The sequence below is a fragment of the Mucilaginibacter sp. P5_A4 genome (assembly GCF_056400605.1).
This window is the reverse complement of the sequence record NZ_JBFUKX010000083.1, coordinates 1-14,745: the sequence shown is the minus strand read 5'-3', so window position 1 is coordinate 14,745 and position 14,745 is coordinate 1. Positions and strand designations below refer to the sequence as shown.

At 42.1% G+C, this 14,745-nt stretch carries 9 protein-coding genes; all 9 read right to left on the bottom strand.

Annotation, left to right across the window (positions count from 1 at the left end):
• Positions 1–828 (bottom strand): family 43 glycosylhydrolase (locus AC1DQW_RS26605; RefSeq protein ID WP_477456829.1); only part of this gene is annotated, 828 nt, incomplete at its 3' end.
• A 140-nt stretch (positions 829–968) separates the two neighbouring features.
• Positions 969–2,342 carry a cellulase family glycosylhydrolase gene (locus AC1DQW_RS26600; RefSeq protein WP_477456828.1) on the bottom strand — a complete coding sequence of 458 codons (1,374 nt, stop codon included), beginning with the start codon at positions 2,340–2,342 and terminating at the stop codon, positions 969–971.
• 237 nt (positions 2,343–2,579) lie between these two features.
• A complete protein-coding gene (locus AC1DQW_RS26595) occupies positions 2,580–2,816 on the bottom strand; it encodes a hypothetical protein (RefSeq protein ID WP_477456827.1) in 237 nt (78 codons plus the stop codon).
• A 240-nt stretch (positions 2,817–3,056) separates the two neighbouring features.
• Positions 3,057–3,608: a hypothetical protein gene (locus tag AC1DQW_RS26590; protein ID WP_477456826.1), complete on the bottom strand. Its 552-nt coding sequence runs from the start codon at positions 3,606–3,608 to the stop codon at positions 3,057–3,059.
• 262 nt (positions 3,609–3,870) lie between these two features.
• On the bottom strand, positions 3,871–5,319 hold the full coding sequence (locus AC1DQW_RS26585) for a cellulase family glycosylhydrolase (protein ID WP_477456825.1): 1,449 nt from the start codon (positions 5,317–5,319) through the stop codon (positions 3,871–3,873).
• A 155-nt stretch (positions 5,320–5,474) separates the two neighbouring features.
• Positions 5,475–7,016: a glycan-binding surface protein gene (locus tag AC1DQW_RS26580; protein ID WP_477456824.1), complete on the bottom strand. Its 1,542-nt coding sequence runs from the start codon at positions 7,014–7,016 to the stop codon at positions 5,475–5,477.
• A gap of 26 nt (positions 7,017–7,042) precedes the next feature.
• Complete coding sequence (locus AC1DQW_RS26575; protein ID WP_477456823.1) at positions 7,043–8,626, bottom strand: RagB/SusD family nutrient uptake outer membrane protein; 1,584 nt, start codon at positions 8,624–8,626, stop codon at positions 7,043–7,045.
• 26 nt (positions 8,627–8,652) lie between these two features.
• A complete protein-coding gene (locus tag AC1DQW_RS26570) occupies positions 8,653–11,823 on the bottom strand; it encodes a SusC/RagA family TonB-linked outer membrane protein (protein ID WP_477456822.1) in 3,171 nt (1,056 codons plus the stop codon).
• 606 nt (positions 11,824–12,429) lie between these two features.
• The coding region (locus AC1DQW_RS26565) for a hybrid sensor histidine kinase/response regulator transcription factor (RefSeq protein ID WP_477456821.1) at positions 12,430–14,745 on the bottom strand (2,316 nt) is incomplete at its 5' end.

The window sequence follows — 14,745 nt, the reverse complement described above, 5'->3', positions numbered from 1 at the left end:
GACATCCACACCGGGGACAGAGCGGTCGACTATGTTCTTTCCTAATGGGTCTTTCCAGGGGCCAACGGGAGAGGTGGAAGTAAGCACGGCTGAGCCACCACCGCCATTGGAGTAATACAAATAGAAGTGCGTTTTGCCGTCTGCTTCCAGCCTGGATTCAATGGAAGGCGCCCAGGAATTCTGACTCCATGGTGCCAGCTTTGCTGTATTTATGAGGCCATGATAAGTCCAGTTAACCATATCATCGGAAGACATCATGACCAGTGTACGGATATGCTCGTATGAGTTTTTCCCATCCTTTCCTACATGCTCATACTGTTCATGATCATTCGTGGCATACACATAAATTCTTCCGTTGTATTCTACAGCTGTTGGGTCGGCCGTAAATACAAAATCTAATAAAGGATTCGAATTATTGGTGAGAAGTTTCGGCGAAACTCTTGCCCATTTTGCTTCCAGGCCTTCGCTAACCTCTATCACAGGCTGTGTAACCTGAATTTGCTTGTCAGCACCATTTGAAGCTTTGATAGTCACTATCGCCCCGCGGGTAGCCCCTGTGTTGTTAGCGTTCGCGGTTAATTTAAGCGTAACATTTCCCGGAGCTCCCGATGACTGACTTATGGTTAACCATGGAGCTGAGGTGTTGGCTGTCGCTGTCCAATTAACATTGCCGGTGATAGCAACATCGGCACTACTTCCTTCCGGTTCAAAAACAACTTGCAAGGAAGAAACAGTGAGTTGAGTCTCAATCTCTTTCTTCTTACAGGAAAAAGCAGGCAATGTGACCAAAAATAGTAAACCTAAAAATATAGCAAGGCCCTTTTTCATATTATTATATTGTTCATTTTTGTTAGTTTAATTTATCTTTTCACACTCAATACCAATCATATACGTCAAGCAGAAAACGGTACTGTCTAATCTGTTCACGGTACCGCTCTTCCGGTAAAAGCTTTAACCCAACATTAATTTTACTTATATCCTAATTTAATGGCATTATACATGCGCTGGTCTATTATCACATGATTAGCCCTGTCTAACATATTTCCTACCTCCCACCAGAATGGCAGCATACCATTCGCTTTAGCCGTTTTGGTCGTAAAAGTTGCCCAGTAGTCCACAGACCTGTTGTTCATCAACGTATCCTTAGGCATAGGCCTGTTAGGGTCAGTCCTCCTCGGGGCTGCATATTCACCAAGCACCACAGGGATACCTTTATCAACAAAATTCACTTTCATCTTTTGGTATTCAGCAGTGATCGCAGCCTCGTCTCCATTTCCAGGGGTGTTGTTGCGGTCTGGCTCAATAGTAGAAACATTCCCAGTCCCCCAGTAGTAAACCATTTTGCCCCAGCTTACATCTCCATCTGTTAGTATCGTAAATGTAACAGGGGTATAGTCGTGCACCTCGAGCATCAACTTGTTAGGTACCGGGTCGTGAGGCATAGTAGTCATCAAAGTAGCAGTTATAGAAATATTAGTGTGAGGCCCCTGCACAACCAGCACCCGGTAGGCGTTTCTGCCACCGGTAGAGCGAACTGCCTTAATGAATGTTTCGTGATAACTATTCAATATGGCCATCTGCGCGGCGTTGTCAGCCGAAGGTTCATTTGCGCTGGCAAACAAAACGTGCTCATCAAAATCACGCAAGGTTGTAGCTATCTGTTCCCAAAGCGCTTTTTGTTTCGCATTAACAGAATCTTTCTTAGCATCGGTAATATTATTTTCCAGCCAGCCGTTGTCCCAGTGAATATTCACTATCACATACATATCATTAGCCACACAATATCCAACTACTTCTTTCACCCGGGCAAGCCATGCAGGGTCAATTGCTGCCTTTTTCCGGTCGCTTAGATGATTCCAATTCCATGAACAAGGAAGTCGTATCGCACTGAAACCTGTTGCTTTCAAATATTTTATATATGATTCGGTAATTTTATTACCATTCTGCCAATCAGCTTCGTTTGGGGGCTCCATGGTATTGCCAATATTTGTTCCCATTCCCGTTCCCATTTTTGCAGCCAGTTGCATGGCAGTACTGGTCACTCCAGTCATGTCTGGCGCTATAGGCGAGGTGTTATAACCTGGGTATATGGTGGGAGCCTGGGTTACCGTCACCCTTCTGGCCTGCCCGTTTGACGAACTTATATATAAAATTGCAGATTGGCTTGCACCGGTGCCATTTGGCGACGCCACTGTCACATGAATAACGGTACTCCCGCTCTTGCCGGATGTAGTGTTTAATTGCAGCCATGACAAAGCAGGGTTGCTTACGCTCCAATCAGCATTGCTGGTAATGGTAATGTCCTGGCTTCCTCCTTCGGGCGCAAAAGTAATCGCCGACATGCTAACCGTGAGTTCCGGCGCGGTAGTTTTCGCCTTTGTGCAGGCGAAAAGCATAATAATCGCACTAAGAAATATTATAGATTTAAAAAAATACATTTTTCTCATTTTTGTCTATAACTAAACTTTTTATAAATAATCTCCGCACTAAAAACATCTGGTAACATTTTTTATTAATTATCCAGGATAATTTTAGGATTGTTGAATCAGCGTTTATTTGCCTCTGGCTAACATTAAATTTTACTTATATCCTGCAGTAATGGCATTTACCATCCGCTGGTCATTAACCACATTATTTTTTCTGTCAAAACCATTACTTACCTCCCACCAGAATGGTAAAAGATCATTCGCTCTCCTAGTTTTGGTCAAATAAGTTAGCCAGTACTCCACAGACCTGTTGTGCATCGGCATATCCTTAGGATTACCCCTGTTGGTTTCGGGAGTCCGTCTCCAGGTTCCATATTCACCCAGTACCACAGGAATACCCTTATCAACAAACTTCCGTTTTATCTTTTTGGAATTCAGAATCGATCACATCATCTTCTCCAAAAGCGGCGTTGCAGTCTGGCTCAATAGTAATGCGTCTGGCCTGCATATAAAAAATACAATGATTTATTTTTAACCAACTTAAATGATTGAAGAAGTAATTTGATTTTACTCCTTCAATCTAAACCTTAATTGAATTGTCACATGATTGGTTCGATTCAGTCGCCAGGCTTACTTCGTTCCAGTAATTATAATATTATCAAACATTATAGCATTAGAAGTTTCAGTATTAGAATTCAATCTGAGGCTTATTGTCTTATAATTTCCTGAAGGCAAAGCAACCGATTTTGCTTCTTTATTCCACCCTGCACCACTGGCAACTGTAGGTAGAGTTACCCAAGAAGCACCGCCATCAATACTTGCTTCAATTTTTGGTTTTACAGCATCTGCACCTTCTTCAACAGCAAATTCATAAGACAGGTTTAAATTTGTAAAACCAGCCACATTGATATTAGGTATGGTAACAGGAGCACCCTTGAATTCTATTTTCAATACAAATCCGTCACCCCACCCTTGACGCAAATTTATATTAGCATCGCCAGCGGTTTTTAAATTTACTCCACCATTCCATGTTCCTGCCTTTGTAGATGGTGCAAATGTATACGTATAGCGATCACTAACGGCGGCTACATTTGATTCAAAATTTTCGGCATACACAGTTTGCTGTGCTTTGGCTAACATCCCTGTTGTAAGAGCCAAAAATAATAGTGCGATTTTTTTCATTTTACTTGTGTTTTAAATATTAATTTATAGTTTAAAAATTGTTCATTATTTGTTTGAAAAAACCTGAAAACCTCCTGCTGCGTAGCATTAAGGCTTCTGCCAGGTCTTTGTGCTTTTAAGGCTAGGCTTACCTTACGTAGGCTTGTTATTACCTGTCTATTCATGTTCTTTTTATTGCTTATTGATGCATTATTTTCATACTTCTCCATTCGGCTCATAGAGTACTATTATATCCCGGGAAAGCCTTAGTTCAATATTACTTTTACTTATATCCTTCCTTAAGGGCATCAAACATAGGCTGATCCTTTATCACATTATTACTTCTGTCTAGGAGAAAACCTACCTCCCACCAGAATGGCATAAGACCATCCGCTTTAGCCGTTTTGGTCGCAAAAGTTGTCCAGTAATCCACAGACTTGTTGTGCATAGCCATATCCTTAGGAAGATAATTGGGGTTGGTGACGGCGGCAGTCCTCCTCCAGACTGCATATTCACCCAGTATCACAGGGATACCTTTGTCAATAAAATTCTGTTTCACCGCCTGGAATTCAGTAGTGATCGCATCCTCTTCTCCATAGGTGGCATTACGGTCTGGCTCAATAGTAGAATGATTCCCAGCGCCCCAGTAGTAAAGCATCTTGCCCCAGCTTGCATCTCCATCCGCCAGAATGGTAAATGCATAGGGCGTGTAGTCGTGCACCTCGAGCATCAACTTGTTAGGTACCGGGTCGTGAGGAAGCGTAGTCATCAAATTAGTAGTTAAAGTAGGATCAGTGTGAGGCCCCTGCACCGCCAGCACCCGGTAACTGTTCCTGCCCCCGGTAGAGCGAACTGCTTTGATGAATGTTTCGTGGTAACCATTAAGTATGGCCATCTGCGCGGCATTATCAGCGGGAGGTTCATTCAAGCCGGCAAAAATAAGGTGCTCATCAAAATCGCGCATGGTTGTAGCAATCTGCTCCCAAATCGCCTTTTGCATCGCATTAACAGAATCTTGCTTAATTGCATTGGCATTGGCACTATCGTGAGAATTCAGTATCACATACATATCATTAGCCACACACCATCCAACCACTTCTTTCACCCGCGCAAGCCACGCAGGGTCAATTGTTGCCTTTTTTCGATCGCTTAAATGAGTCCAAACCCAGTTACAGGGAAGCCGTACAAAATTGAAACCTAATTGTTTTACATATTTCACATACGATAGGGTCAATTTACTACTCTGCCAATCACCTTCGTTTGGGGATTCCATGGTATTGCCAAAATTTATTCCCATTTGAAATTTTGCAGCCAGTTGCACGGCAGTACTGGTCATTCCGGTCATGTCTGGCGCTATTGGCGAGGTGTTATAACTTGGGTATATGGTGCGGGCTTGGGTAACCGTCACCCTTCTGGCCTGCCCGTTTGATGAACTTATGTTTAAAATGGCCGACTGGCTTGCCCCGGTTCCATTTGGCGACGTCACCGTCACATGAATAACGGTAGCGCCGCTTTTGCCGGCAGTTGCGCTTAATTGCAGCCATGAAAAAGCAGGGTTGCTTACGCTCCAGTCGGCATTGCTGGTAACGGTTATGTCCTGGCTTCCTCCTTCGGGCGCAAAAGAAATCGCCGACTGGCTAACCGTGAGGGCTGGTGCCGGAGTTTTCGCCTTTGTGCAGGCGAAAAGTGCGATAATCGCAGCAAGAAATACTGCGGATTTAAAAAAATACATTTTTTTCATTTTGTTCTATCATTTAATTAAAAATTGCATAAACATCTCCTAAGCTCTCTTCCCTATTTCCCTCGTTTCGCTTTCCTATCCTTTTTTACAAATATTTTTCGAGGCAAAAAGCCCCCACAGCGATATGCTGCCGTGGAGGCTTTAGCTTATTTAATTTTTACAACACGAATATTATCGAATGCAACATAAAAGCCAGTTGTTGTAGTTGCTGCGTCATAATTATGCCTATATAGGTAAGCGCCGGTTTGTCCTTTCGGGCCCACCAAATCGGTGATATTAGTTAAGGGAGCTCCCATACCCTCGCCCAATGCATTACTTGCACGAAACGACGACAACGGAATAGTTATAGTAACCCACCCCTTTGTTTTGTATGCTTTTCCGGTTTTCCATGGTTCCCATCTGTATATATAGCCGCCTACATCTGTTTTAATATCCAGTGCACCACCATTCCAGTCTGTCGGTACACTTATTTCCATTTTCAAGGCCCAGTTGTCCGGGGCGTCAGTAAGGTTGGCTGCTGGTACCCATTGATTACTTGCTAAAATAATACCACCATTAGAAGAACCGCCACTCAAAACACCGGTATTCACAAAAATAAACATAGTATGGTTTGTGCCCATTACGCCATTAAAGGCAGTTGTTTCTGTAAACCAGCCGTATCGGTTATTGCTGTGAGCATCAATACCACCAACACCGTCGCCCCAGCCAGAAGCATTACCACCATAATCCGCATAAAGAACACCAGAACCATCCATATTTTCTATAACACCGTTTTTTAGATATGTTGGAGTATAAACATTGTAAGGAGTAGTACCCGTGCCGTACGTTGTGGTAATGGATACCGGTCCGCTTTGCGATAGCGCAGGCGCAACAAAACCAACAGACTTTGTATCTTTTGATGTTGTAAAAGTAGTAACTGCGGTACCCGCAAAGGTTAGCGATTGAATTTCCTTAAAATAAGTGCCATAAATATAAACCGAATCGCCAGGGCTGGGATTTTCGTTGGAAATCCAGGAAGTAACTGGTGTGGCTCTTATTGTATCCATAACGGTACCAGACTTAGTAGTTACCGTTACTAGCTTGTTGGATGTCGTTGCCGGCATCAAAAAGCCGAGGGAGTCGCCATAAAGGCTCGAATTAAACTTTGTGATTGGGGTTCCTCCATATACAAACTTTTGAACCAGCACTAAATTGGCACCAAAAAGATAAACCGAGTCGCCGGGGTTAGCAAATACATTGGATATAGCGTAAATAGCAGGTGCCGCAGGCCCTAATTTAAAAGAAAAGGTTGTTGAACCTGCCGGTGTTTTATAGGTTAAGGTATAGAGCTTAGCAGTGTCAATTTTTGAATATATGATGTTTGGTATTCGTACCACCGCGCTTCCCGATGCTAATAACGCAGGGTTAAAGGATGCAGAAACGCCGTCGAACTCAATTTCTGTTGCATTTTTCAGATTCTGCCCAATTATAACCACATATTTGTATGATCCACCTGACCAGGTAGGATCAGTTTGTGGATCACCAGTACTCAAAAGCGTATCCTTACCTGCCGCATGATACAATCTTACGCTTGTAATAACAGGGGGGATAGAAGAACTCTCGGTATTTTTCTTACAAGCCGGCAGTAAAGCCACCATCATCAAAAATAGCGGCAAAAAATACAAGCGGATGTCTAAATTTCTTTTCATTTTAATATAATTTAGCTGTTAAAAAATTAATAATAAGGTACCGGCGGGTTCAGCAATTTGGGGTCGCTGGTCACCTCTGATGCCGGTATTGGCAATGTAAATGAGTCTATTGTTGCCGGATTAACAGTTTGCGGCCCGCCATCATTACCCGCTGTTGTTGGTGTTGCAACCCCACTTTTATAACTGAATGTAACGCGTTGCTGGTTATTGAGGATATTGATAGCCGTTGCGGGATCGTAATAAGAAAGCCGTACCAGGTCTATCCAATATTGCCCCTCAAAAGCCAATTCAATTCTTCTTTCATTTAGGATGGTTGCAGGGGTCAACACCGAAGCCTGATTCACCCCAGCCCTTGACCGCACCGCGTTAAAATATCTCAGGGCTGTAACATCGGAAGTGGTTGCATTGTTGCCCAAAATGGCTTCAGCATATATCAGGTACACATCGGCCAACCTAAGCATTGCATTATGTTCGGGAGATGACCAAATATCCATTGTTGGCAAGTTGTTATCTTTCTCGTTACCGATAATGTGTTTTTTCAAACTCACCTGTGTTGCCGTATAACCACCACCTGCAGCATTCAATTCAGGATAATGATCTCCGGTGAGCATAATAGTGGCTCTGCGCCTTAGGCTATCTTGCGCTGTATATGCCAGATAAAAGTCGTAGGTGATCTGTATGGTACCCCAGGCACCTTCCTTCTGCGCGGTTACAGCGGTGCTTGGCGCAAGAAGTCCGGCCCAAGTATTGCCACTGCCATAACCCACGCCTCCCGCCCATTGAAGGGAGAATAAATCTTCGGGGACATCGTTGTGTTGCACCGTGAAAAGATCATAATAGCTGGGAAGCAATGACAAGCCGCTGTTATTACACACATTGCCTGCATATTTTTTGGCGCTGTCCAGCAATGCCAGGTCTCGTGAGCCGCTTTTGCCCAAGCCCGCCCAGGTTAAATATACTTTGCCCAGCATCCCTTGCGCCGACCATGTGGTTACCCTGCCAGCTACATCTTTTGCCGGAAGGCTTTGCGCCGCGTAAGTCAGGTCATTGGCAATAAATTTATAAACATCCGAAACAGTATTGCGGTTAAGCAAGGAGTTTTGTATTAGTTTACTGTTATCCTCAATAATAGGTACGGCGCCCCAGTAAACTGCCAAATGATAATAGGCTACGGCACGGATAAATTTAGCTTCGCCAATGGCGGCATTTCTATCAGAAACGGAAATTGAAGATGATGCCTGGCTTTGAATCGCATCAATAACCGTATTACATTGTGCAATAACGTTGTATAAGCCTATCCAGGCTTGCGATACAATGCCATTTTGCGCTGTAATGGTGCGCGTAAAAAGTTCATGTAAATCCTGATAATACCCTTTATAGCCATTTCCGCTCAATGCGTCACTAATTGGCAACAAAGAAGCAGAATGAAATTGCCACCACTCGGAACCGCCATATAGGTTTGCTGTGGCCAGCCTTAAATCGGAAGTAGTTTTGTAAAAATTATTAGAACTTATCTGCGAGTTGGAAGGGCGTTCCAAAAAACTCTTTTTACATCCGGCAATTGCTGCTGCAAATACCAAAAAAATTATCATTTTACTAATTGGTTTCATAAATATCCTTTTTAATTGGTGATTCCTTATTTGTTAAATGTTATACTGGCACCAATAGTAAATACTCTTGGCTGAGGATAATAACCACCATCCCAGCCTGCCTGGAGTGGGTTCCATGAACCAATTTCAGGATCCATGCCGGTATATTTTGTAATTGTAAAGGCGTTGGCCACTGTACCATAAACCCGGATTGAGTGCACGTATATTTTCGACAAAATACTTTCTGGCAATCGGTAACCCAAGGTGATGTTTTTGCACTTCAGGAATGACCCATCTTCGATAAACAGACTATTAGAACGGTTATTACCGTTGGTATTGTCGTTTCTCAACCCCACAGTGGTTGTATTCGGATTAGTAACATATACATTGTTAACATCGGATGCCGAGCCGGCTGGGTCAATTAAAGCCAAATGGGCATAATTTAATACTGATGTAAAATAGGTGCTATTATTTTGCGGATTGCTTTGTGCTACAGCCAGTTGATTGAATACTTTGTTGCCATAGCTGCCGCTGAAGAAAAAATTCAGGTCGAAATTTTTGTATCTAAATGTATTATTGATGCCATACTGGAATTTTGGGAGCGGGGAACCCAAAAAAGTTTCGTCCCTTGAGTCAATAATGCCGTCGCCATTCAAATCTTTAAACTTGCGGTCGCCGTACCAAATACCGCCCCCTACCGCAGAAACCGGATAAGGTACCCCAGCTTGGTTAGCTGGCAAGGCATGTGTTAGAAAATCATTAGAGGTTGCAAATACGCCATCAAATACATAGCCATAAAATTCGCCGATGGGCTGCCCCACCATCGTTTTTTCCACCACATCGTTAATCACATAAGAGGTTTGGCTCAAGTTAGCATCAGATCCGCCTGAACCTAAATTAAGTACTTTATTGACATTGCGTGATAATGTAAGATCAGTTTTCCAGGAAAAATTTTTGCTGTTAATATTGGTAGAACTGACCCGGAAGTCGAACCCTTTGTTGCTTACAGCACCGATATTGACAAAAGGTGCCTGCATGGATCCAGGCGACCACCCTGATGTAGTACCGCTGTACAATGGCAACGGTACCTTTAATAAAAGTCCGTTTGTTTCGCGGTCGTAAACGTCTAATGAAAAACTAATCCGCCCGTTAAAGAACGTACCATCAAGGCCCAGGTTATAATATTTTGTTTTTTCCCAGGTTACAAAAGGGTTTGCCAAATTGTTTTGAAACTGTGCCGTACCCGATAAGCCATTGGCCACTGATGAAAGTTGGGTAACAAAAGTATTGCCGGGTATGCCCTGATTGTTGGTAAGCCCATAACCAAGCCGGAGCTTTAATTCATTTATAGATTTTACGCCTTTTAAAAATGCCTCATTGTTAATTTTCCAGGCCACTGCGCCCGAATAGGTAACAGCCCAATTTCGGTTGACCATAAAATTCGAAGAACCATCGTCCCTAATATTACCGGTGATCAGGTATTTATCGTTCCAGGAAAAATTAACACGTCCGAAATAGGATTCCTGTGCCGAGCCGCCATTACCGTTAGGCCCTGAGTTATCGCCACTATTTCTGGCTGTAGTCGCATCGCCGGAATTAAGGGCCGTCACATTGTTTGAAGGGAAATTTGTCCGTGAGCCGCCAACATTTTCGAAAGAGCTCATCTGCGCTTCATGCCCTGCCAAAACATTTACACTATATTTACTAAAATTATGGTTATAAGTAAAAAAGCTGCGTATTACCGTATAAAAATTTTGGCTTAGGTTCGAATTAGCTCTGTTAATACCATTAGTAAATAAACCAAATTTATAAGTTGGGTTAAAATTATCTTCAGAACTAAAATCGAAATTACCGGATACTTCATTGCGCAACGACAAATCTTTAGTAAATTGTATTTCGGCATACGCATTGCCAAATATCTGGTTCCTTCTCCTTACGTTTGTGACAATCTTGGCCATTGCCACCGGGTTAGGAACAGGTGCAGTATAACCGTTCGGGTTGGTAACACCGCCGTAGGAGCCATCAGAGTTTTGAACCGGAACATCTGGTGTCATGTTTAACGCCGAATTAATTACGCCCGAGGCAGTAGTATTTTGATTTTCATAAACATGGGCCAATTGAAGGCTGGTTCCTACTTTTAGCCAATTAGTGGTTTTGTTATCTAAATTCAGCCTTACGGAGTATCTTTTAAAATCAGATCCAAGGGCTATCCCTTCCTGGTCAAAATACGAGGTTGATAGTAAATATTGGGTTCTGGAATCGCCACCGCTTATTGTTAGGTTATGGTTGTTCATTGGCGCCCTGCGGAACAGTTCTTTTTGCCAGTCGGTACCTGTACCTAAATATTGAGGATTTTCGAATTCGGGTCTGGCATCGAAGCCCCAAACTTGTGCCCGATCATTCAAAATAGTAGCGAGCTGTTGCAAGTTAACTACAGGCAGTTTCTTGGGCAACTCCTGATCACCTGTATAAAAATCATAACTTACCGTTGGCGGTCCGACTTTACCCCTTTTTGTAGTGATAACAACTACGCCATTGGTTGCCTGCGAACCGTATATGGCAGTCGCGGAAGCATCCTTCAATACGTCTATTGATTCAATTTCAGCAGGATTGATAGTGTTTAACGGATTTCCACCTTTCCCGGGGTCGCCAACCGGGGGAATAATAATACCATCGATCACGTACATAGGCGAGTTAGAACCACTTATGGAAGATACCCCCCTTATTTGAATAGACACGCCGCCACCTGGCTGGCCCGACACTTGTTGAACCACAACCCCGGCAACTTTACCTTGCAGGGCCTGGTCAAAAGTAGAGGGTTGAGTTTGGCGCAAATCGTCGCCCCTTATGGAACTGATAGCGCCAGTTATATCCGGTCTTCGCGCTTTAGCATAACCAATAACAACAACCTCGTTCAAATTGCTGGATGTTGAACTGAGCCTGACGTTAATTGCACCGGCTTGTTTCACAGCTACTTCCTGCTTTGCATAACCTAAAAAGTTAAAAACGAGTACTTTTCCCGGCTCAGCCGCTATATTGTAGCTACCATCAATGCTGGACACCGTGCCCAGGCCCGTCCCTTTAATTTTGATGTTTACGCCTGGCATTGGCTGGCCATCGTCGGCACTTGTTATTTTGCCGGTAATATTTACCGTTTGTGCATGGGCTGAAAAATAAAGAAACATGCCCGTGATAAATAATGAAATCTGGTGTTTCATTTTTCTTTGTAAATTTTTATCCATCTTTTAAAAGGATTTTAAGGTTTGATAATTGGTTCATTGGTGTTTGGTTAGTAATTAATTGGTTTTTAATCTTGGTTTTTCTTCATAATCTAATAGCATGATCTTTATTGGATTTGAAATTTATTGTTCAACATTATTTAATGTATCAATCAGATGTGCCGCCAAAAAGTTAGGGGGCTCAGTTATCAGTCGATATCAAAAAGGCTATATATCGAGGGGAACTTAAAAGCGGGTAACTCTCCAATAAAAAGGTTCCTGCAGAGTGAAAACATAAAAAAACGATAAACGTGTAAATGGCGGCTTTTAGGCATAATCTAAATAATTGGTTTATAAATTAGGGCTTACATATAATAACTTGGGTGGTATTATATTGGGGCAATATACCCTGTATGCTCAGATCGCCGAGTGTGCTAATGTGGATGATTGGTATGAAAAATGTCAATCTCGTTAAAATCCAACATGCTTATATACAGCATGTTAACATAATTGCCTGGAGAAAAAAATGATCATGCTGATCCTTTGCAAAAGGCATTTTTTTCACAACCACAAATTATTTGAATCGGCGGGATTGAGGGAAGAAGATCAATCTGTACTTTCCAGGTACTCGGAAGGTGTCATCGAAAATTCTTCTTTAAATACTTTAGAAAAATATTTTGCATCATTGAAACCTACCTCATAGGCAGTTTCGGCTATAGTGAATTGTTTTGTGAGTAGGAGTTGTACTGCTCTTTTTAACCTTACCGACCTGATAAACTCAACCGGAGTTTTGCCAGAAAGATTAAATACTTTAGTATATAATGTTGCGCGGCTCATATTCATCTTACTGCTTAGCATTTCAACTGAAAAGCCGGTATTTGGAATATTCTCTTCAATGACCGTCAATAACTTTTTCATGAATTTTGTATCGGGAGTTTCGATTTCCAAATCGCCCGGTTTGGCTTCAATTTGCCTTTGATAGGTTTCTTTTACTACCTGTTGATTCTTAAGCAAATTATGAACCTTAAAGCGTAATATGTCAAAATTAAAAGGTTTTGAAAGGTAGTCGTTCGCCCCCGTCTCTAAACCGGCCAGTTGCTTTTCGTCGCCGGTAAAAGCGGTAATTAATATAAATGGTATATGTTCGGTGCGTTTATCGCTGCGGATTTTTTTACAAAAATTAATGCCATCAATTTCGGCCATGTTAATATCGCTTATGATCAGGTCGGGATGTAAAGCCAATGCCTTTTGCCAGCCGTCTTTACCATTTATGGCTTCGGCAATAGTATATAACTGCCTGAGATCATCTTTTAGATAGGCCCTGAAATCGGGGTTATCCTCCACAATTAAAATGGTAATATTTTTATTGCGTTTTTCCTGACTTGACCTGTCGGGTTTAGGGGCTTCCAATGTTTCGGGGACATTTTCAATACCGGTAATATTATTTTTCTGGGATATCTTTAATGGCAGCCGCACAATAAAACAGCTCCCTTTCCCCTGTTCACTTTCAACAGAAATAACGCCACCCATCAAATCAACAAACTCTTTAGTAATTGACAAGCCAATACCACTTCCCTGGTTAATTAACGAAGCGGGCATGTCATTCTGAAAAAAACGTTCAAAAATTTTATCCTTTTTATCTGCGGGAATACCGACACCCGAATCTATTACCTTAATTTCAAACAAGGTCATTTCCACGCTATTGGATTCCAACAACTTTGCTTCAACTGCTACATTACCAAAGTCTGGGGTAAACTTAAATGCATTTGAAAGCAGATTAAAAAGTATTCTTTCAATTTTATCCTGATCAAAAAAAGCAAATCCCGAATCAGTATCACACTTAAATGAAAAACTGATATGTTTTTTATCCGCCAGATCGGTAAATAAATCGCTTGCTTCCTTAACAGTTTTAATGATATCAGCTTCACGCAAATCAAGCTGAAGCTTTTTTACTGCCATTTTACTAAAATCCAATAGCTGGTTAATCATATTAAGCAGCCGCTTAGAATTTTCGTGGATCAATTGAAGTTTTCGCCGGCTATAATTATCGTCAGCCTGTTTTAATAACTTTTCGACTGGCGCCATAATCAGAGCGATTGGCGTTCTGAATTCGTGACTAATGTTGGTGAAAAAATCTATTTTCATTATATCCAGCTCGTGCTTATCCTGTGCTTCCTTTCGCACGCGCTCGATCTCAAACCGGGTTTCTATTTTTTTAATGCCCTGTTTGCGGATGTAATACAAGATACCAAGTATGGAAAATACATAAATAACATAGGCCATTGGCGATTTCCAGAACGGGGGCAATACCTTAATTTTTAAAGAAATACTATGCGGACTCCAAACACCTTCAGCATTGGACACACGTACCTTAAAAGTATAATCTCCCCCATCCAGATTGGTATAACCGGCTTTTCGCGTTTTATTATCTACATTTACCCATGCCTTATTAAAGCCCTCCAGCATATACTGATATTTTACTTTACCCGGATTGATATAATCGAGGGCGGCAAATTCTATCGAAAAGATATTTTCGTCGTGATTAAGGACTATTGAATGTACTACTGATATACTTTTTGGAAGGATAATATGGCCGTTAACCGCCTCATTTGCTGATATGCTCTTATTGAACAACTGAAAGTCTGTAAAAATTAATCGAGGCCTGGCGGTATCGGGTTCAATGCTTGCGGGGTCGAATAGATTAAAACCATCCGGGCCCGCAAATATCAATTCACCGGCGCGTGTTTTTAAAGCTGCATTTATGTTGAACTCCCGGCCCTGCAAACCATCTGTATCGTCAAAGCTGTCGAAGTGAAAATTGAAAGAATCAGCTGTTGGTGTCAACCTAACGCGGGCTAACCCATTCGAAGTGCTTAACCACATTACCCCTTTGTTATCCTCCAACGTATTGGTCACTGAATT

What these genes read in the sequence shown, in the direction of transcription:
- AC1DQW_RS26600 (WP_477456828.1), bottom strand. Translation starts at nt 2,342, where the DNA reads ATGTCGGCGATTACTTTTGCGCCCGAAGGAGGAAGCCAGGACATTACC.
- AC1DQW_RS26575 (WP_477456823.1), bottom strand. Translation starts at nt 8,626, where the DNA reads ATGAAACCAATTAGTAAAATGATAATTTTTTTGGTATTTGCAGCAGCA.
- AC1DQW_RS26570 (WP_477456822.1), bottom strand. Translation starts at nt 11,823, where the DNA reads ATGAAACACCAGATTTCATTATTTATCACGGGCATGTTTCTTTATTTT.
- AC1DQW_RS26590 (WP_477456826.1), bottom strand. Translation starts at nt 3,608, where the DNA reads ATGAAAAAAATCGCACTATTATTTTTGGCTCTTACAACAGGGATGTTA.
- AC1DQW_RS26580 (WP_477456824.1), bottom strand. Translation starts at nt 7,016, where the DNA reads ATGAAAAGAAATTTAGACATCCGCTTGTATTTTTTGCCGCTATTTTTG.
- AC1DQW_RS26585 (WP_477456825.1), bottom strand. Translation starts at nt 5,319, where the DNA reads ATGTATTTTTTTAAATCCGCAGTATTTCTTGCTGCGATTATCGCACTT.